Genomic DNA, 18218 nt, shown 5'->3' on the forward strand with positions numbered 1-18218 from the left:
CCAAAGCAACGCGGTGAGTCGGTGTGGCGACACGGTCGGCGGCGCCGCGAACGAGACGCGGGACTCGTCCGATAGGGGCGATTATCAGCCAGTATCAGTAGTCGAAGGCGCGTGCCGTGTTCTCCGCGAGGGCCGTCGCCAGGGCGTCCTCCTCGATGCCCTTCACCGCGGCCATGGCGCGGACCGTGACCGGAACGAGGTACGGCGCGTTGGGCCGACCGCGGTAGGGCGCGGGGGTCAGGAACGGCGCGTCGGTCTCCACGAGGACCAGGTCGAGCGGGGCCACGGCGAGCGCGTCGCGCAGCGGCTGCGCGTTCTTGAAGGTCACGTTGCCGGCGAACGACATGAAGTACCCGGCGCGTGCGCACACCTCGGCCATCGCCGCGTCGCCCGAGTAGCAGTGGAAGACGGTCCGCTCCGGCGCGCCCTCCTCCTTGAGGATGCGCAGCACGTCGGCGTGGGCCTCGCGGTCGTGGATGACCAGGGTCTTGCCGTGCCGCTTGGCGATCTCGATATGGGCGCGGAAGGAGTGCTCCTGGGCGGCCTTGCCCTCGGGCCCGGTGCGGAAGAAGTCGAGGCCGGTCTCGCCGACGCCCTTGACGTGCGGCAGGGCGGCGAGGCGGTCGATCTCGGCGAGCGCCGTCTCCAGCGCCGCGTCACCGCCCGGCTCGCGCGCACCCTGGCGGGACCAGCCGTCAGGGTCGCCGTGGACGATGCGCGGGGCCTCGTTCGGATGCAGCGCCACCGCCGCGTGCACGGCCTCGTACGCGGCGGCCGTCTCGGCGGCCCAGCGCGAGCCCGCCACGTCGCAGCCGACCTGGACGACCGTCGTCACACCGACCGACGCGGCCTTGGCGAGGGTCTCCTCGACGGTGGCGGACTGCATGTCGAGGTGGGTGTGCGAGTCGGCGACGGGCACGCCGAGGGGGGCGGGGAGCGGCGGCGGCGCGTTCTTGTCGGACGCTTGGGAAGGCATGCTCCGATCCTACGAAAGGGCGCTTCCCGCCCGGTCCGCCGATTCCCCCCTGGCCGCCCTGCCGCCTCAGACCGCCTTGCGGTGGTGGAACGGGTTCAGCAGATCCGACAGGTGCCAGTGGTGCTCGTGGTGCTCGTGGTGCAGCCGGTTCTGGGCGGAGGACACCCGGCCGGAGCGCATGATGCGCACGACCTGGCTCTCGCAGTTCGGGCAGGCGGGGCGGGTCAGCGGCGACGGGACGATCTGTCCCCCGACCACGTACAGCACGAACTCGGTGCCGTCCGCGTCGAAGTGGTGCTCTATCTCGAAGGCCTGCTCCCAGCCGTGCCCGCAGCGCATGCAGGCGAAGGAATAGGCCTCGTTGACGACGGTGTCCGTCGCGCTGTGATCGGTCTGCCCTGCGATCTCGGCCATGCCGGCTCCTCGGTCCGCTGGACAGGAGCCCCGGCGGGGCGGGGTTCCCCGGGACGGATGCGTCCCTTCCTCCAGTGGACTCCTCTGCCGACGCGAATGCACGCATTCTGTGCACTGTTGGAGCCAATTTGGGCAGTCGTTGTCAGAACCCCCTCAGAACAGGTCCTGAGCTTTGCTTTCGTCGCCTGCCCTTTGCCTCTCCATACCTCTCCATGAGCCTCAGCGGGCCGCGTTCTTCGCCGCCACGACCGCGTCGAACACGTCGCGTTTGGGAACTCCGGCCTCCGCGGCGACCGCCGCGATCGCCTCCTTGCGGCGCTCCCCCGCCTCTTCCCGCACCCGCACCCGGCGCACCAGCTCGTCCGCGTCCAGCTCCTCCGCCTTCTCCGCGGCGCCCTCCACGACGACGGTGATCTCGCCGCGTACGCCCTCGGCGGCCCACAGCGTCAGCTCGCCCAGCGGGCCGCGCCTGACCTCCTCGTACGTCTTGGTCAGCTCGCGGCAGACGGCGGCCCGGCGGTCGGCGCCGAACGCCTCGGCCATGGCGGCGAGGGTGGCGTGGAGGCGGTGCGGGGCCTCGAAGTAGACGAGCGTGCGCCGCTCCTCGGCGACCTCGCGCAGCCGCGACAGCCGCTCGCCCGCCTTGCGCGGCAGGAACCCCTCGAAGCAGAACCGGTCGACGGGCAGCCCGGACAGGGCGACCGCGGTGAGCACGGCGGACGGGCCGGGCACGGCGGTGACCCGGACGTCCCGCTCCACGGCGGCGGCGACCAGCCGGTACCCGGGGTCGGACACGGAGGGCATCCCCGCGTCGGTCACGAGCAGCACGCGCGCCCCGTCCACCAGGGCCTCGACCAGCTCCGGCGTCCGCGCGGACTCGTTGCCCTCGAAGTACGACACCACCCGCCCCGCGGGCTGCACGCCCAGCGCCTGGGTGAGCCGGCGCAGCCTGCGGGTGTCCTCGGCGGCGATCACATCGGCGGTGGCCAGCTCCTGCGCGAGCCGCGGCGGCGCGTCCTCGATGTCCCCGATGGGGGTGCCGGCGAGCACCAGGATGCCGGGCTGGTCACCGGTCGGGGATACGGGCGTGGTGGCGGGCGTAACTGTCACGTTTCCATCCTCGCAGGCGCCGTCCGCGGGACTCACACAGACGTGTTCCCTACGATGGCGCGGTGACCAGTACCGCGTCCTCCACGGACACCCGGCAAGGCCAGGCCACCGAAGACCAGCAGCCGTCGTGGCAGCGGCGGCTGCGCGACTTCGGCTATACGGCGCGCCCGGCGAGTGACGTCCGGGACCGGCTGGTGCCGCCGTTCAGCGAGCCAGGTCCCCGGCTGTGGACGGCGATCGGACTGCGCCCGGTGGTCGCCGACCGGCTGGTGCGCTGGTCGGCGTGGGGCGGCCCGCTGCTCGTGACCCTGCTGGCCGGGCTGCTGCGGTTCTGGAACCTGGGCAGCCCCAAGGCGGTGATATTCGACGAGACGTACTACGCCAAGGACGCCTGGGCGATCGTCCACCACGGGTTCGAGGCGAACTGGGCGAAGGACGCCAACGACCTGATCATCCAGCACCACGGCCAGGTGACGATCCCCACGGACGCCGCGTACGTGGTGCATCCGCCGGTCGGCAAGTACGTCATCGGGCTCGGGGAGCTGATCTTCGGCTTCGATCCGTTCGGCTGGCGCTTCATGACGGCGCTGCTCGGCACGTTGTCGGTGCTGCTGCTGTGCCGGATCGGCCGTCGGCTGTTCCGCTCGACGTTCCTGGGCTGCCTGGCCGGCGCGCTGCTGGCGGTGGACGGGCTGCACTTCGTGATGAGCCGTACGTCGCTGCTGGACGGCGTGCTCCAGTTCTTCGTCCTGGCCGCCTTCGGCTGTCTGCTGCTCGACCGGGACCGCAGCCGCGCGAGGCTCGCGGCGGCGCTCCCCGAGGACGCGGACGGCCGGATCAGGCCCGACGCGTACACGGCGGATACGGCGCGCCTCGGATGGCGTCCCTGGCGCTGGGCGGCGGGCCTGATGCTGGGCCTCGCCATCGGCACCAAGTGGAACGGCCTCTACGTCCTCGCCGCCTTCTGTGTGATGACGGTCCTGTGGGACGTGGGCGCGCGCCGGGTCGCGGGCGCCCGCCTCCCGTATCTGACGGTCCTCAAGCGGGACCTGGGTCTCGCGTTCCTCGCGACGGTCCCGGTCGCGCTGGTGACCTACCTCGCCTCCTGGACCGGCTGGCTCCTCTCCCCCACCGACGGCACCGGCGGCTACTTCCGCGACTGGGCCGCCACCGACGGCAAGGGCGGCTTCTGGACCTTCCTGCCCGACTGGCTGCGCAGCCTGTGGCACTACGAGTACGAGGTCTTCGAGTTCCACGTGGGCCTGTCGTCGCCGCACACGTACCAGTCGAACCCGTGGAGCTGGCTCGTGACGAGCCGCCCGGTCTCGTACTTCTACGAGTCCCCCTCCCCCGGCCAGGACGGCTGCCCCGCGAACGCGGGCGGGAAGTGCGCCCGCGAGGTCCTGGCGCTCGGCACCCCGCTGCTGTGGTGGGCGGCCTGCCTCGCCCTCCTCTACGTCCTGTGGCGCTGGGCGTTCCGCCGCGACTGGCGGGCGGGCGCGATCGCGTGCGGCGTCGCGGCCGGCTATCTGCCCTGGTTCCTGTACCAGGAGCGGACGATCTTCTACTTCTACGCGGTCGTCTTCGTCCCGTTCCTGTGCCTGGCGGTCGCGATGCTGATCGGCGCCGTCCTCGGCCCACCGAACGCGGACGAACGCCGCCGGGTCGTGGGAGCGGCGGGCGCGGGCGTCCTGGTCCTGCTGATCGCCTGGAACTTCATCTACTTCTGGCCCCTGTACACGGGCCGGGCGATCCCGATCGACTCGTGGCGGGCCCGGATGTGGCTGGATACGTGGGTCTAGCCGGTCCACGCCCTTGGTCACGGCGGTCACTGTTCGGACAACAACTGATCACAAGCTCCACCGGATCCCCGCACTCCACCTACAGTGCGAGGCCTACCTGGAGGGGGCGACATGCGCGCGGGGGTCAGGATCGGGGTTGTCGGTGGAGTGTTCGCGGTGCTGGTGGGGGGTGCCGGGTACGGGGCGTACAACATCCTCAGTGCGCTGAACAGCGGTCCCGCGGCCAGCAGTGAGCCCACGGCGCACAGGACCGGGCCGCCGTCCGCGGACGAGGTCAAGGAGGTCGAGGAGAAGTTCTTCGCCGCCTGGACGAAGGGCGACGCGGCGACCGCGGCGTCCCTCACGAACAACTCCCAGGACGCGGAGCGGGTGTTGACCGCGTACGGCACCGACGCGCACATCAAGGACGTGCACATCACGCCGGGCGTGCGGAGCGGGGGCTCGGTGCCGTTCTCGGTGAAGGCGACGGTGTCGTACAAGGGCAAGTCCGAGCCGCTCGCGTACGACAGCACGCTGACCGTCGTCCGCGGGGTGACCACGGGGCGCGCGCTGGTCGACTGGCAGCCGTCCGTCGTCCACCCCGATCTGAACAAGGGCGACACGCTCGCCACCGGTGAGGCCAAGGCCCCGCCCATCGAGGCGGTGGACCGTGACGGCGCGGTGCTGACCGGTGCGAAGTACCCCTCCCTCGGCCCGATCCTCGACTCGCTGCGCGCGAAGTACGGTGACACGGCCGGTGGCAGTCCGGGCATCGAACTGTCCGTCGTGCACGCCGACGACACCCCCGGCAAGACGCTGGTGACCCTCGCCAAGGGCAAGCCCGGCAAGCTGCGGACGACGCTCAGCGCGGGCGCGCAGGCGGCGGCCGAGCGGGCCGTGGCGCAGTACGCGGAGTCGTCCGTGGTGGCCGTCAAGCCGAGCACGGGTGAGGTGCTCGCGGTCGCCAACCACCGCAAGGACGCGTTCAACGCGGCCTTCGAGGGACGGCTGGCCCCCGGCTCCACGATGAAGATCATCACGGCGGCGATGCTCATCGACAACGGCGTCAGCTCGATGAACGGCCCGGCACCCTGCCCGGACACGGCGGTGTGGCAGAGCCAGACCTTCCACAACCTCCCGGGCATGGCCCCCAATGAGAGCGCCTCCCTCGCCAACAGCTTCATGCGGTCGTGCAACACGGCGTTCGTGAAGCTGGTGGACGAGAAGCCGCTCACGGACGCGTCGTTGAAGGCCGAGGCCGAGGAGCGGTTCGGGCTCGGCCGGGACAACTGGAAGACGGGCATCGTCTCCTTCGACGGCAGCGTCCCCGCCTCCACCGGGCCGGACCGCGCGGCGAACGCCATCGGTCAGGGCCAGGTCCAGATGAGCCCGCTGAACATGGCGTCGGTGACGGCGACCGCGATCACCGGAACGTTCCGGCAGCCCTATCTGGTCCCGCCGCGGCTCGACCACCGTGAACTGGCCACCGCCCGGGGCCTGGCGCCGGGCACGGTCACGCAGTTGAGGGCGATGATGCGACTGACAGCGACCCAGGGAACGGGCGCGCCCGCGATGGCCGGGCTCGGCGGGGACATCGGCGCGAAGACCGGGTCCGCGGAGGTCGACGGGCAGATGAAGTCCAACAGTTGGTTCACCGGCTACCGGGGCGACATCGCGGCGGCGGCCATGACCCAGGAGGGCGGCCACGGCGGCGACGCGGCCGGGCCCATCGTCGCGGCCGTGCTGCGCGCCGGCGGCTGAAATCACCTGTGTCGCCCAGGCTTTAGGCTGGGCGCTCGCGTTGAGGAGCGTGGGGCACGGGGGGCCTGGGGACTTGGAGGTTCGAAAGCTGTGGGCAAGAGAAGGCGCGTCACCGAGCGTCGTAGGACGAACCGGCCGCTGGTGATCGGAGGGGTGATCGCCGCCATCGGTGTGGGGGGCGCGATCGTCGGCTACAGCGTGACGGGGGGCTCGGCGGCCGACGACCGTACGGCGGCCACGGCCGACCACAAGGACGTACCGACGGGCCCGCTGTCGAAGTCCGAGGTCCGCTCGGCGGCCACGGCGTTCCTGACGGCCTGGCAGCACGGCGACCTCGCGAAGGCGGCGGCCACCACGGACGACACGGCGGCGGCGGCCAAGGCCCTGACGGGGTACGGCAAGGACGCGCACATCAAGGGTGTCGCCCTGACGCGTGGCACGCCGTCCGGGGCGTCCGTCCCGTTCTCGGTCAAGGGCACGGTGTCGTACGGGGGCAAGAGCCAACCGCTGGCCTACGCGTCGAAGCTGACGGTGGTGCGCCGGGCCGAGGACGGGGTGCCGCTGGTGCGCTGGCAGTCCTCGGTGCTGCACCCCGATCTGGCCGACGGCGACCGGCTGGTGACGGGCGAGGCGGGCGCGCCCCCGATCAAGGCCCTGGACCGGGACGGCGGTGAACTCACCACGGCCGCGTACCCGTCGCTCGGCGCGGTCCTCGACGGCCTGCGCGAGAAGTACGGCAAGACGGGCGGCGGCACGGCGGGCGTGGAGCTGCGGATCGTCCGCAAGGCACCGGCCGAGGGCACGCAGAAGACGCCCGACAAGACGCTGGTCACGCTGAGCAAGGGCACGCCGGGCACGGTGAAGACGACGCTGAGCCCGAAGCTCCAGGCGAAGGCGGAGCAGCAGGTGGCCAAGACGGCCAAGGCGTCCGTGGTCATCATGCGTCCGTCGACGGGCGAGATCCTGGCGGTGGCGAACTCGGGCCATGGCTTCAACGTGGGCTTCCAGGGCTCTCTCGCCCCCGGCTCGACCATGAAGATCGTGACGTCGACGCTGCTGTTCGAGAAGCATCTGGCGTCGGCGGACAAGGTGCATCCGTGCCCCAAGTACTCGACGTACGGGGGCTGGAAGTTCCAGAACGTCGAGAAGTTCCAGATCAAGAAGGGCACGTTCAAGGCGAGCTTCGCGGCGTCCTGCAACACGGCGTTCATCAGCCAGGCGAAGAAGCTGGACAACGACGATCTCACCAAGGTCGCCCAGCAGATCTACGGCCTCGGCCTGAACAACTGGTCCATCGGCGTACCGAGCTTCGACGGCGCGGTGCCGGTGCAGAGCGCGGCCCCGATGGCGGCGTCCCTGATCGGGCAGGGCGGGGTCCGGATGAACCCGATGAACATGGCCTCGGTGGTCTCGACGGCGAAGACGGGCGTCTTCCACCAGCCGTACCTGGTCTCCCCGTCGGTGGACCACCGCACGCCGGCGAAGGCGAGCCGCACGATGTCGTCCTCGACCCACGCCCAGTTGAAGGAGGTCCTCCAGTACACGGCCGCGGCGGGCACGGCCGCCAAGGCGATGGCGGGCCTCGGCCCGGACTTCGGCGCGAAGACCGGCTCGGCGGAGGTCGACAACCAGGAGGACCCCAACGGCTGGTTCGCGGCCTGGAAGGGCGACCTGGCAGGCGCGGGCGTGGTCCAGGAGGGCGGCCACGGCGGCGACTCAGCGGGCCCGATCGTGGCAGCCCTGCTACGAGCCGGAAGCTGAGGCGGGGCGGGTAGGGGGCGGGGGCCGCAGATCTGGGGCAAGCGTGGCCCGGAGCCGACGGCCCGGCTCGCGGTGACGTGGGTCCGGGGGTGCGCGACCGGTATCTGGAATCGGTTCGCGTGGCTTGTGTGGGCCTCGCTAGCGTGGCGTTCTCGCAGTCTCCCCCCGTCAAGGAGTTCCGATGACGACGCCCCCCACCCAAGACTCCGCAGCTCACCCCCGCTTCGCCGAAGCCCTCGAGGAGTTGGGGCTCGGTGAACTGCGGGGGCGGATCCGTCGCTTCCCGGACGCGACGCGGACCGCCGCCGAGGCCGCCGCGGCGATCGGCTGTGAGCTGAGTCAGATCTGCAAGTCGCTGATCTTCGCCGCGGACGGTGTGCCGGTGCTTGTACTCATGGACGGGGCGTCCCGGGTGGATGTGGAGCGGGTCCGGGAGGTGCTCGGGGTCGATAAGGTGACCCGGGCGGCGGCCGAGGTCGTGCGGGAGACCACCGGGTACGCGATCGGCGGCGTGCCGCCCTTCGGGCACCGTACGAAGACGCGCGTGCTCGCCGACCGTTCGCTGCTCGGCCACGACACCGTGTGGGCCGCGGCGGGCACGCCGCACGCCGTGTTCCCGATGAACCCGAAGACCCTGATCGCCCACGCGGGCGGCACGCTGGTGGACGTCCGCGAGCAGTCCGCATGACCCCGGCGGTCACGGCCGCGGTCCTGCTCGCCGCCTTCACCCACGCCGGGTGGAACGCGATCGCCCACCGCATCACCGACAAGCTGGTCGGCTTCACGCTGATCGCGGGCGGCGGGATGCTCATCGGGCTGGTGGCGGCCCCGTTCGTCGCGTTCCCGGCGGCGCGGGCGTGGCCGTATCTCCTCGCCTCCGCCCTCATCCACATCGCGTACTACGTCCTGTTGATGCGCTCCTTCCGGCTCGGTGACTTCGGGCAGGCGTACCCGATCGCGCGCGGCACCGCGCCCCTGCTGGTCACCGTGCTGGCCGCGCTCTTCGCGCACGAGGTGCCGGACGGCTGGGCGGCGGCGGGCGTCGCCGTGTCGTGCGCGGGCCTGACCGGCGTGGCGCTGTGGGGGCTGCGCGGGCGCCGTCCCAACTGGGCGGCCATCGGCGCCGCGCTCGCGACGGGCGGGACGATAGCGGCGTACACGGTGGTGGACGGGCTCGGCGTCCGCGCCTCCGGGTCCTCGTTCGGGTACATCGCGTGGCTGATGGCGCTACAGGGAGTCGTGATCCCCGCGTACGCCGCCTACCGGTGGCGGGGCGAACTCGTCGGAATCCTGCGGCCGTTCGCCCTGCTCGGGCTGGTGGGCTCCGCGCTGTCGGTGCTCGCGTACGCCCTGGTCCTGTGGGCGCAGACCCGCGCGGAGCTGGCCCCCGTGGCCGCCCTGCGGGAGTCCTCGATCATCGTCGGCGCGGCCATCGGCGCGGTCTTCTTCAAGGAGCGGTTCGGTCTTCCGCGGATCGCGGCGGCCGGTCTGCTGGTCGTCGGCATCGGCCTGATGCTGCACACCGGTTAGCCGGTCGGTACACGGGCCGGTGGGTCTCGCGGACCTCGCCTCCGCGAGCGAGCATCCTGGGCGGGCGCGTCGCAGCGCGCCACGCCGACCATGGATCAAGAAGGTGACGAGATGACCGACCAGCTCACCGTGAGCGTCCTGGGCACCGGGATCATGGGGGCCGCGATGGCCCGCAGCCTCGCCCGTGCCGGACACACCGTCCGCGCCTGGAACCGCACCCGCGCCAAGGCCGAGCCCCTCGCCGCCAGCGGCGCGCGGATCGCGGACACCCCCGCCGAGGCCGTACAGGGCGCCGATGTCGTACTGACCATGCTCTACGACGGCCCGGCCACTCTGGAGGTCATGCGGGAGGCGGCCCCCGCCCTGCGGACCGGCGCCGCCTGGGTGCAGTCGACCACCGCCGGGATCGAGGGCGTCGGCGAACTCGCCGGGTTCGCCCGCGATCACGGTCTGGTCTTCTACGACGCCCCCGTGCTCGGCACCCGCCAGCCCGCGGAGGCCGGGCAGCTCACCGTCCTCGCCGCGGGCCCGTCGAGCGGCCGGGCGGTGGTGACGCCGGTCTTCGACGCCGTGGGCAGCCGGACCGTGTGGGCCGGTGAGGACGGCGCCGAGGCCGGTGCCACCCGGCTGAAGCTGGTGGCCAACAGTTGGGTGCTCGCGGTCACCGCCGCGACCGGCGAGGTGCTGGCCCTGGCGAAGGGCCTCGGTGTCGACCCGCAGAACTTCCTGGACATCATCGCCGGGGGCGGGCTCGACATGGGCTATCTGCGGGCCAAGGCCGACGCCATCCTCAACGACAAGCTCACCCCGCCCAGCTTCGCGGTGACCACCGCGGAGAAGGACGCCCGGCTGATCGCACGGGCCGGTGAGCAGCACGGCGTCCGGCTCGACGTGATCGCCGCGACCGCCGAGCGCTTCTCCCGCGCCGCGGCCCAGGGGCATGCCGCCGAGGACATGGCCGCCGCGTACTTCGCGAGCTTCGAGGAGAAGCCCGCCTCCTGAGCACGCCCCCGCGACCGTGCACGCGGCGGCCAGGAGGAGCACCCTGGAATCAGCGGATCCGGAGGTGAAGGTCATGGTTCTGCACACCGCGACGGGATGGCATGTCGAACTCGAATTCGAGGAGGACACGGACAAGACGCGAGCGGCGGCGCTCGTACGACTTCCCGACGGCGGCGAGGTCCGCTCGCGCGGATACGCCAGCCGCCACCACACCGACTCCAATCAGCCGCGCGTCGGCGAGGAGATCGCCGGGGCGCGCGCGCTCAACGAGTTGGCGATGCGGCTGCTCACGAAGGCACACGGTGAGATCGACGAGGCATCGGGAAGAACGTCGCGTCCGCTGACGCACTGAGGGTGGCCCCGACGGCGCCCCGCTGATGCCCGTACGCGAGGCGGCGTACGGGCATCACGCATGCACCGGTCGTACGGTCACGCCAGTGACGTCCGCACCGCCCGTACCAGCGCCTGTGCCCGCGGGTCCGCCGTCACGCTCGTACGGAAGCCGTTCGTGACGTAGCCGAACGCGATGCCCGACTCGGGGTCGGCGAAGCCCAGGGGGCCGCCGCGGCCGGGGTGGCCGAAGGACCCGGGGCCGAGGAGCGGGGACGCGCCGCTGTGGAGCATGTAGCCGAGGCCGAAGCGCATGGGGAGGATCAGGACGCGGTCGGGGCCCACCGAGGCTTCCGCGCGGGCCCGTTCCAGCGTCCGGGGCGTGAACAGCCGTACGCCGTCCACCTCTCCGGCCAGCGCCGCGTAGAAGCGCGCGAGGCCGTCGGCCGTCATGATGCCGTTCGCGGCGGGCAGGGCGGCGGCACGGTAGGCGGGGTCGTTCTCGTCGGGCAGCGGGGTGATCACGGCGTAGGCGCGGCGGGTCAGGCTCGTGGGGTCGGCGTACGCGTCGGCGACCGCCCGCTTGGGGCGCAGCCGCAGGGCGCTGTTCTCGGCCGGGGCCTTGAGGGGGCCGACCCGGCCCGCCCGCCAGGCCTCGGCCGCGGGCAGGCCGACCCACAGGTCCAGGCCCAGCGGCTCGGCTATCTCGGTGGCGATCCACGCGCCGATCGAGCGGCCCGTGACGCGGCGTACCAGCTCGCCGGTCAGCCAACTGTAGGTGTGCGCGTGGTAGCCGTGGTCCGTGCCGGGCTCCCAGGCGGGAGGCTGCGCGGCCACCGCGGCGGCGGCGAAGTCGGGGTCGATCGCCTCGGCGGGGGTGAGCGGACGGTCGAGGGCCGGTACGCCCGCGCGGTGCGCGAGCAGATGCCACACCAGCGCGCGTTCCTTGCCGTGCGCCTTGAACTCGGGCCAGTAGTGGCCGACCGGCGCGTCCAGGTCCAGTTCGCCGCGCTCGGCCAGCATCAGCAGGACGGCCGCGGCCACCCCCTTGGTCGCCGAGTGCACGATCTGCGCGGTGCCGCGCTCCCAGGGTGCCGTGCCGTCGATGTCCCGGGTCCCGCCCCACAGGTCCACGACCTTGCGCCCGTGGTGGTACACGGTGACCGCCGCCCCGCGCTCCCCCAGCGTCTCGGCGTTCCGCACGAACGCTTCCCTGACCGGCTCGAAGCCCTCGGCCACCAGGCCGTTCACGTCCACGCCCGTCCGCCCTTCACTTGTCGACAGTGAGTGCAACACGCGCCCGGCGCCGTCGATTCCGTAGGGGCCCGGTGGGTGTCGGGCGTCACCGGCCGCCCGTGCTCGTCGCGACGGTGCGGGGGTCGAAGCCGAAGGGCAGTTCCAGGCGGTGGGCGCGCATCAGCGTGTCGTCGGCGAGCAGGTCGGCGGTCTTGCCGTCGGCCGCGATCACGCCGTCGCTGAGGATCAGCGCGCGCGGGCACAGCTCCAGCGCATAGGGAAGGTCGTGCGTGACCATGAGGACGGTGACGTCCAACGACCGCAGGATGTCGGCGAGTTCGCGGCGCGAGGCGGGGTCGAGGTTGGACGACGGCTCGTCCAGGACGAGGATCTCGGGCTCCATGGCGAGGACGGTCGCGACGGCCACCCGGCGCCGCTGGCCGAAGGAGAGGTGATGCGGCGGGCGGTCCTTGAACTCCGTCATGCCGACGAGGCCGAGCGCCTTGTCGACGCGGGCCTCCAGCTCGGCGCCCTTGAGACCGGCCGCGGCGGGTCCGAAGGCCACGTCCTCGCGGACGGTCGGCATGAAGAGCTGGTCGTCCGGGTCCTGGAAGACGATGCCGACGCGACGGCGGATCTCGGCCATGTGCTGCTTGCCGACGGGGAGCCCGGCGACGGTCACCGTGCCGGTGCCGCCGCTCAGGATGCCGTTGAGATGCAGCACGAGCGTCGTCTTCCCGGCGCCGTTCGGGCCGAGCAGGGCGACCCGTTCGCCGCGCTCGATACGGAAGTCGACGCCGAAGAGGGCCTGGTGCCCGTCGGGGTAGGCGAAGGCCAGGTGGGTCACGTCGAGCGAGGGCGGCGCGGAGGTCACGGCGGTCACAGGGTCCATCCCAGCAGGCAGACGACGAGGGCGGCGAGGGGCAGGGTCAGGGCGTACGACCACTGGGCGCGGGAGGCGGTGACCTCGTCGATGACCGGCATCGCACCGGCATAGCCGCGGCTGACCATGGCCAGGTGGACGCGCTCGCCGCGCTCGTAGGAGCGGATGAAGAGCGCGCCCGCGGACTTCGCGAGCACGCCCCAGTGGCGGATGCCGCGGGCCTCGAAGCCGCGCGACTCCCGGGCGATCCGCATCCGCCGCATCTCGTCGGTGATGACGTCGCCGTAGCGGATCATGAACGAGGCGATCTGCACGAGGAGCGGCGGCAGCTTGAGCCGCTGCAACCCGAGGAGCAGCGCGCGCAGTTCGGTGGTCGAGGCGAGCAGGACGGAGGCGGCGACGCCGAGGGTGCCCTTGGCGAGGACGTTCCAGGCGCCCCACAGTCCGTTGACGCTCAGCGACAGGCCGAGGACGTCGACCCGTTCGCCCTCCGCGACGAACGGCATGAGGACCGCGAAGGCGACGAACGGGACCTCGATGAGCAGCCGTCGCAGCAGGAACCCCGCCGGGATCCGGGCCATGTACGCGACGACGCCGAGCAGGACGGCGTACAGCGCGAACGCCCACATCGCCTCGCGCGGCGTCGAGACCACCACGACGACGAAGGCGAACACGGCCGCGAGCTTGGTGTGCGGCGGCAGCCCGTGGACGGGCGAGTGCCCGTGCCGGTAGAGCTTGTGGGCATGCCCGGCTCCCATGTCAGCCGACCTGCGCGGGCTCGCCCGTACGGCGGCGGCGCACCACCCAGAACACCGTGCTGCCCGCGACGACGGTGACGCCGACGCCGATCGCGCCCGCGAGACCGCCGGAGAGACGGGCGTTGCGGACGTCCTTGACGCCGTAGTCGGCGAGCGGCGAGTCGGCGTTCGTGTGCTCCTCGGCCTTCTTGTCGATGCCCTGGTCGGCGGCGACCTTCTCCAGGCCGTCGGGGCTCGCGGAGGCGTAGAAGCTGACGAACCCGGCGAGGACGAGGGAGGTGACGAGACCGGTGACCCACAGCTTGCGGTGGGACCGGGCGGCGACGGGCGCGGGCTCGGCGGCGGGCGCGTCGACCAACTCGCCGTCGACGCGCAGCTTGAGGCGCTGCTGAAGGCCGCGCGCGCCGTAGACGAGGTCGGGCCGTACGGCGATGACGGCGCCCACCGTCAGGGCGGTGATGGCGGCTTCGCCGAGACCGATGAGGACGTGGACGCCGATCATCGCGGTGGCGACCTTGCCGATCGAGACGTCGGTGGTGCCGCCGATCGCGTAGATCAGCGTGAACGCGACGGCGGCGGCCGGGACGGAGAGCAGGGCGGCGACGAAGGAGGCGACGGTGACGGAACGGCGGGTGCGCGGGAGCACCTTGACCAGTCCGCGGAAGACGGCGTAGGCGACGACGGTCGTCACGATCGCCATGTCGGTGATGTTGACGCCGAGCGCGGTGAGGCCGCCGTCGGCGAAGAGGATGCCCTGCATGAGGAGGACGACGGAGACGCACAGGACCCCGGTGTAGGGCCCCACGAGGATGGCGGCGAGCGCCCCGCCGAGCAGATGTCCGCTGGTCCCGGCGGCGACGGGGAAGTTCAGCATCTGGACGGCGAAGATGAACGCGGCCACCAGGCCGGCGAGCGGCGCGGTGCGCTCGTCGAGTTCGCGCCGGGCACCCTTGAGGCTGACGGCCAGGGCACCCGCGGCGACTACTCCGGTCGCGGCGGATATGGGGGCGTTGATGAATCCGTCAGGCACATGCACCGTACGAGGATACCCGCTTATTGCGAACCGTTCGCAAGAGCGAGGAGCGCACCGACAACGGCGCTCGCGCGACAGGAGGCCGGGTTCATCCCGTTATGCGACATTGAAGAGGCGGCGGATTTCGACGACGCTGCTGCGACATGCCGCGTCGACTCGCGTGAGGAGCGGTCCCATGTCCGTTGTCGAACAGTACGCACGAGCCCACGTCGTCACGGACTCCCCGGACACTCCGGACGCGATCCCCGTCGTCCTGCGCTACGACCCGAGCGCCGATCCCCTCTCCGTCCGCATCGGCCTGCCCGGCCCCCAGGAGTGGGCGCTCTCCCGGGACCTCCTGGAGGAGGGCCTGCGCGCCCCGGCCAGCAGGGACGACATCAGCGTCTGGCCGTGCGGCAGGGTCCAGGCGGTGGTGGAGTTCCACTCGCCGGAGGGGGTGGAGGTGGTGCAGTTCGAGTCCCAGACCCTGCTGCGCTTCCTGCGCAGCACCTATCTGGCCACGACCACGGCTCACTGAACACGAGAGCGCCGATCGCGTGCGAAGGGCGCCTCACCCGCGTCGGTGAGGCGCCCTTCGTGCCGTTCGGCTCAGGCGGGACGTGTCACGCCCGCACCAACTCCCGGTCCGGGTCCGCGTCCGGGTCCGTAGTCGCGGACGCCAGGGCCTCGCCCTCCACGTCCACGTTCGGCAGGGCGCGGTCCAGCCACTTCGGCAGCCACCAGGCCTTCTCGCCCAGCAGGGCCAGGACCGCCGGGACGATCGCCATCCGAACTACGAACGCGTCGAAGAAGACGGCGATCGCGAGGCCGAAGCCGATCATCTTGACCATCGACTCGCTGGAGCCGATGAAGCCGGAGAACACCGCGATCATGATCACGGCCGCGGCCGTCACCACCCGCGCGCCGTGCCGGAAGCCGGTCACGACCGCCTGCCCGGGGTTCTCGCCATGGACATACGCCTCGCGCATCCGGGTCACGAGGAAGACCTCGTAGTCCATCGCCAGGCCGAAGACCACGCCCACCATGAAGATCGGCATCATCGACATGATCGGGCCCGTCTCCTCGACGCCCATCAGACCGGAGAGCCAGCCCCACTGGAACACCGCGACCACCGCGCCGAGCGCGGCGAGCACCGAGAGCAGGAAGCCGAGCGCCGCCTTCAGCGGGACCAGGATCGAGCGGAAGACCACGATCAGCAGCAGGAACGCGAGGCCCACGACGAGCGCCAGATACGGCAGCAGCGCGTCGTTCAGCTTCTGCGAGACGTCGATGTTCATCGCCGTCGACCCCGTGACCAGCAGCTTCGCGTCCGTGTCGGCCGTGATCCCGGCGCCCGCGGCACGGATGTCGTGCACCAGGTCCTCGGTGGTGGTCGAGGACGGCTTGGAGCCGGGGACGACCGTGACCACGGCCGTGTCACCGGTCCTGTTGTACGCCGCCGGGGTCACCGTCACGACGTTCTTCAGGCCCTTGATCTCATCCGTCACCGTGGTGACGGCGCCCTTCGGGTCGTCACTCGCCTTCGCGTCGACCACGACCATCAGCGGGCCGTTGACGCCGGGGCCGAAGTTGTCCGAGAGCAGGTCGTAGGCGCGGCGCTGCGTCGTGGACGTCGGCTGCGCGCCGTCGTCCGGCAGGCCCAGCGTCAGCGAGGCCACCGGGACGGCCGCCGCGCCGAGGCCGAGGACACCGAGCAGCAGGACGGCGATCGGGCGGCGCACGACGAAGCTCGCCCAGCGCGTGCCCATGTTCGGCTTGGCCGCCCGCTGCGCGGCCTTGGCCCGGCCACCGCCCAGCAACTTGCTCTTCTCACCGGCCGGCTTGACCTTGCGGCCCGCGTAGCCGAGCAGCGCCGGGATCATCGTCAGGGCGATCAGGACCGCGATGGCGACCGTGCCCGCCGCGGCGACACCCATCTTCGTGAGCATCGGGATGTTCACGACCGCGAGACCGACCAGCGCGATCACCACGGTCAGACCCGCGAAGACCACCGCGGAGCCCGCCGTGCCGACCGCCCGGCCCGCCGCCTCCTCGCGCTCACGGCCCTCGGCGAGTTCCGCGCGGTAGCGGGAGACGATGAACAGCGCGTAGTCGATGCCGACCGCGAGGCCGATCATCATCGCCAGGGTCGAGGTGGTCGAGCCCAGGTCCAGCGTCTTGGCCAGCGCGGTGATGGAGGAGACACCGATACCGACGCCGATCAGGGCGGTCAGCAGCGGCAGTCCGGCCGCCACCAGCGAGCCGAAGGTGATGACGAGGACGAGGGCCGCGATCGCGATACCGATGACCTCCGTCGCGCCCGTCTCGGGCACGGCCATCAGCGCGTCACCGCCGACCTCGACGGTCAGCCCGCCGTCCCGGGCGTCCTGCGCGGCGGACTTCAGGGCGTCGCGGGAGGAGTCCTTCAGCTCCATCCCGGAGACCTTGTACGTCACCTGCGCATAGGCGGTGGTGCCGTCCTTGCTGATGGCGTGCGCGGCGAACGGGTCGACGACGTTGACGACCTCGGAGCCGCCGCGCAGTTCCTTGACGGTCTTCTCGACGACCGCCTTGCTGTCCCCGGCGGTCACCTTCGCCCCGTCCGGCGCCTTGAAGACGACACGTGCGGTGGCCCCGTTGGGGGTCATCCCGGGGAAGCGTTCCTTCAGCAGATCGAAGGCCTGCTGGGCCTCGGTGCCGGGGATGGAGAACGAAGCGGAGCCCGCTGCGGGGGCGTTGGCGGCGCCGACGCCCGCGAGCGTCAGCAGCGCCACCCAGATCAGGGCGACGAAGTGCCGTCGCCTGAAGGCGAGTCGGCCCAGTCGATAGAGGAATGTGGCCACGAGGGCGTACTCCCGGTCAGGTCGTGTGGTGGCAGGGCAGGGGTGATCAGCCCGACGGACGACGTGAGCGGTGACGTCAGGTGCTGGGCTTGCGGGGGGACGTGTCGGTGGTGTGGGTCAGAGGGTGTGTCAGGTGGTGCGGACGCCGAGGGCGGGGAGGACCACGGCGTCGATGTACGAGGTGAGGAAGGCCTGGGTCGGCGGCTGGTCGTCGAGCAGCATGCGGGTGGCGAACCCGCCGACCATCATGTGCACGAAGAAGTCCAGCGCCGGGCAGTCCGCCCGGATCTCGCCGCGGTCGACGGCCCGTTGGAGAACGCTCCGGGCCTGCTCCGTCTCCGACCCCACGAGCTGTTCGCGGAAGGCCTGGCGCAGATCCGGGTTGTGGTGGACCGCCATCGCCATGCCCCGCATCAGCGCGGAGTTCTGTTCCATCGTGCAGTCGTCCTCGTGCGCGATCAGCGCGAGCAGATCGCCCCGGAGCGAGCCGGTGTCGACCTCGTCGAGGCGACCCCGCTTGCCGCGCCGGATGGCCATGACCACCAGCTCGGCCTTGCCGCCCCACTGGCGGTAGAGCGTCGCCTTGCTGGAGCGGGTACGGGCGGCCACGGCGTCCATCGTCAGGGCGTCGTAACCGACTTCCCGAAGCAGGTCGAGCACGGCCCCGTACAACTCGGCCTCGCGCTCGGGCGTGATGCGACTGCGGCGCCCGGTGAGCGCCGACTCGGCGGCCGGCGCCGTGCCCTTGGATGCCTCGGTCATGTCACTTCCGCCTCTCCCCGGCCGCGCCTGGGGCGACAAGACCCGGCACGGCTTCGCAC

The 18218-nt window shown here is 71.7% G+C and carries 17 protein-coding genes; 8 read left to right on the plus strand and 9 right to left on the minus strand.

Annotated features, from left to right (window positions below; genetic code table 11):
- Positions 1 to 94 precede the first annotated feature (94 nt).
- The 3 genes from ACZ60T_RS30040 to rsmI all read right to left on the minus strand — a co-directional run bounded on the left by ACZ60T_RS30040 (position 95) and on the right by rsmI (position 2500).
- Entirely contained in the window at positions 95 to 976 is an 882-nt protein-coding gene (locus tag ACZ60T_RS30040) for a TatD family hydrolase (RefSeq protein WP_365624278.1), read from the minus strand.
- A 66-nt stretch (positions 977 to 1042) separates the two neighbouring features.
- Positions 1043 to 1390, minus strand: a complete 348-nt coding sequence (locus ACZ60T_RS30045; protein WP_365624280.1) for an FmdB family zinc ribbon protein — start codon at positions 1388 to 1390, stop codon at positions 1043 to 1045.
- Positions 1391 to 1609: 219 nt separating this feature from the next.
- On the minus strand, positions 1610 to 2500 hold the full coding sequence (rsmI, locus tag ACZ60T_RS30050) for a 16S rRNA (cytidine(1402)-2'-O)-methyltransferase (RefSeq protein ID WP_469668758.1): 891 nt from the start codon (positions 2498 to 2500) through the stop codon (positions 1610 to 1612).
- Between the two features lie 62 nt (positions 2501 to 2562).
- On the opposite strand from rsmI, the gene ACZ60T_RS30055 reads away from it, so the two are divergent.
- The 7 genes from ACZ60T_RS30055 (at position 2563) to ACZ60T_RS30085 (ending at position 10687) form a co-directional block, all read left to right on the plus strand.
- Positions 2563 to 4302, plus strand: a complete 1740-nt coding sequence (locus tag ACZ60T_RS30055; RefSeq protein ID WP_469668760.1) for a dolichyl-phosphate-mannose--protein mannosyltransferase — start codon at positions 2563 to 2565, stop codon at positions 4300 to 4302.
- 111 nt (positions 4303 to 4413) lie between these two features.
- A complete protein-coding gene (locus ACZ60T_RS30060; RefSeq protein ID WP_469668762.1) occupies positions 4414 to 6042 on the plus strand; it encodes a penicillin-binding transpeptidase domain-containing protein in 1629 nt (542 codons plus the stop codon).
- Positions 6043 to 6132: 90 nt separating this feature from the next.
- On the plus strand, positions 6133 to 7803 hold the full coding sequence (locus ACZ60T_RS30065) for a penicillin-binding transpeptidase domain-containing protein (RefSeq protein ID WP_469668764.1): 1671 nt from the start codon (positions 6133 to 6135) through the stop codon (positions 7801 to 7803).
- A gap of 181 nt (positions 7804 to 7984) precedes the next feature.
- A complete protein-coding gene (locus tag ACZ60T_RS30070) occupies positions 7985 to 8491 on the plus strand; it encodes a YbaK/EbsC family protein (protein ID WP_469668765.1) in 507 nt (168 codons plus the stop codon).
- A complete protein-coding gene (locus ACZ60T_RS30075; protein ID WP_469668766.1) occupies positions 8488 to 9333 on the plus strand; it encodes an EamA family transporter in 846 nt (281 codons plus the stop codon). Before ACZ60T_RS30070 ends, ACZ60T_RS30075 begins: the two co-directional genes overlap by 4 nt.
- Before the next feature lie 90 nt (positions 9334 to 9423).
- The gene (locus ACZ60T_RS30080) at positions 9424 to 10335 is read left to right on the plus strand and encodes an NAD(P)-dependent oxidoreductase (protein ID WP_469668767.1); all 912 of its coding nucleotides are present in this window, start codon (positions 9424 to 9426) and stop codon (positions 10333 to 10335) included.
- Positions 10336 to 10408: 73 nt separating this feature from the next.
- Positions 10409 to 10687 carry a DUF1876 domain-containing protein gene (locus ACZ60T_RS30085; RefSeq protein ID WP_365624295.1) on the plus strand — a complete coding sequence of 93 codons (279 nt, stop codon included), beginning with the start codon at positions 10409 to 10411 and terminating at the stop codon, positions 10685 to 10687.
- A 77-nt stretch (positions 10688 to 10764) separates the two neighbouring features.
- Here ACZ60T_RS30085 and ACZ60T_RS30090 read toward each other — a convergent pair whose 3' ends face one another.
- From ACZ60T_RS30090 to ACZ60T_RS30105, 4 genes are all read right to left on the minus strand, one after another.
- Positions 10765 to 11922, minus strand: coding sequence for a serine hydrolase domain-containing protein (locus ACZ60T_RS30090; protein ID WP_469668768.1), 1158 nt, complete (start codon positions 11920 to 11922; stop codon positions 10765 to 10767).
- A gap of 85 nt (positions 11923 to 12007) precedes the next feature.
- Positions 12008 to 12793, minus strand: a complete 786-nt coding sequence (locus tag ACZ60T_RS30095; RefSeq protein ID WP_365624299.1) for an energy-coupling factor ABC transporter ATP-binding protein — start codon at positions 12791 to 12793, stop codon at positions 12008 to 12010.
- Positions 12781 to 13542, minus strand: coding sequence for a cobalt ECF transporter T component CbiQ (gene cbiQ, locus ACZ60T_RS30100; protein ID WP_365624301.1), 762 nt, complete (start codon positions 13540 to 13542; stop codon positions 12781 to 12783). The genes ACZ60T_RS30095 and cbiQ overlap by 13 nt, the downstream gene beginning before the upstream one ends.
- A gap of 1 nt (position 13543) precedes the next feature.
- Positions 13544 to 14578, minus strand: coding sequence for an energy-coupling factor ABC transporter permease (locus tag ACZ60T_RS30105; RefSeq protein ID WP_365624303.1), 1035 nt, complete (start codon positions 14576 to 14578; stop codon positions 13544 to 13546).
- A gap of 172 nt (positions 14579 to 14750) precedes the next feature.
- Between ACZ60T_RS30105 and ACZ60T_RS30110 the strand changes: the two genes are divergently transcribed.
- Entirely contained in the window at positions 14751 to 15092 is a 342-nt protein-coding gene (locus ACZ60T_RS30110) for an SsgA family sporulation/cell division regulator (protein ID WP_469668769.1), read from the plus strand.
- Positions 15093 to 15177: 85 nt separating this feature from the next.
- On the opposite strand, the gene ACZ60T_RS30115 is transcribed toward ACZ60T_RS30110, so the two are convergent.
- Positions 15178 to 17397, minus strand: a complete 2220-nt coding sequence (locus tag ACZ60T_RS30115; RefSeq protein WP_469668770.1) for an MMPL family transporter — start codon at positions 17395 to 17397, stop codon at positions 15178 to 15180.
- 129 nt (positions 17398 to 17526) lie between these two features.
- Positions 17527 to 18159, minus strand: coding sequence for a TetR/AcrR family transcriptional regulator (locus ACZ60T_RS30120; RefSeq protein WP_469668771.1), 633 nt, complete (start codon positions 18157 to 18159; stop codon positions 17527 to 17529).
- Positions 18160 to 18218: the final 59 nt, after the last annotated feature.

Source organism: Streptomyces sp. NPDC104371, from assembly GCF_055583785.1.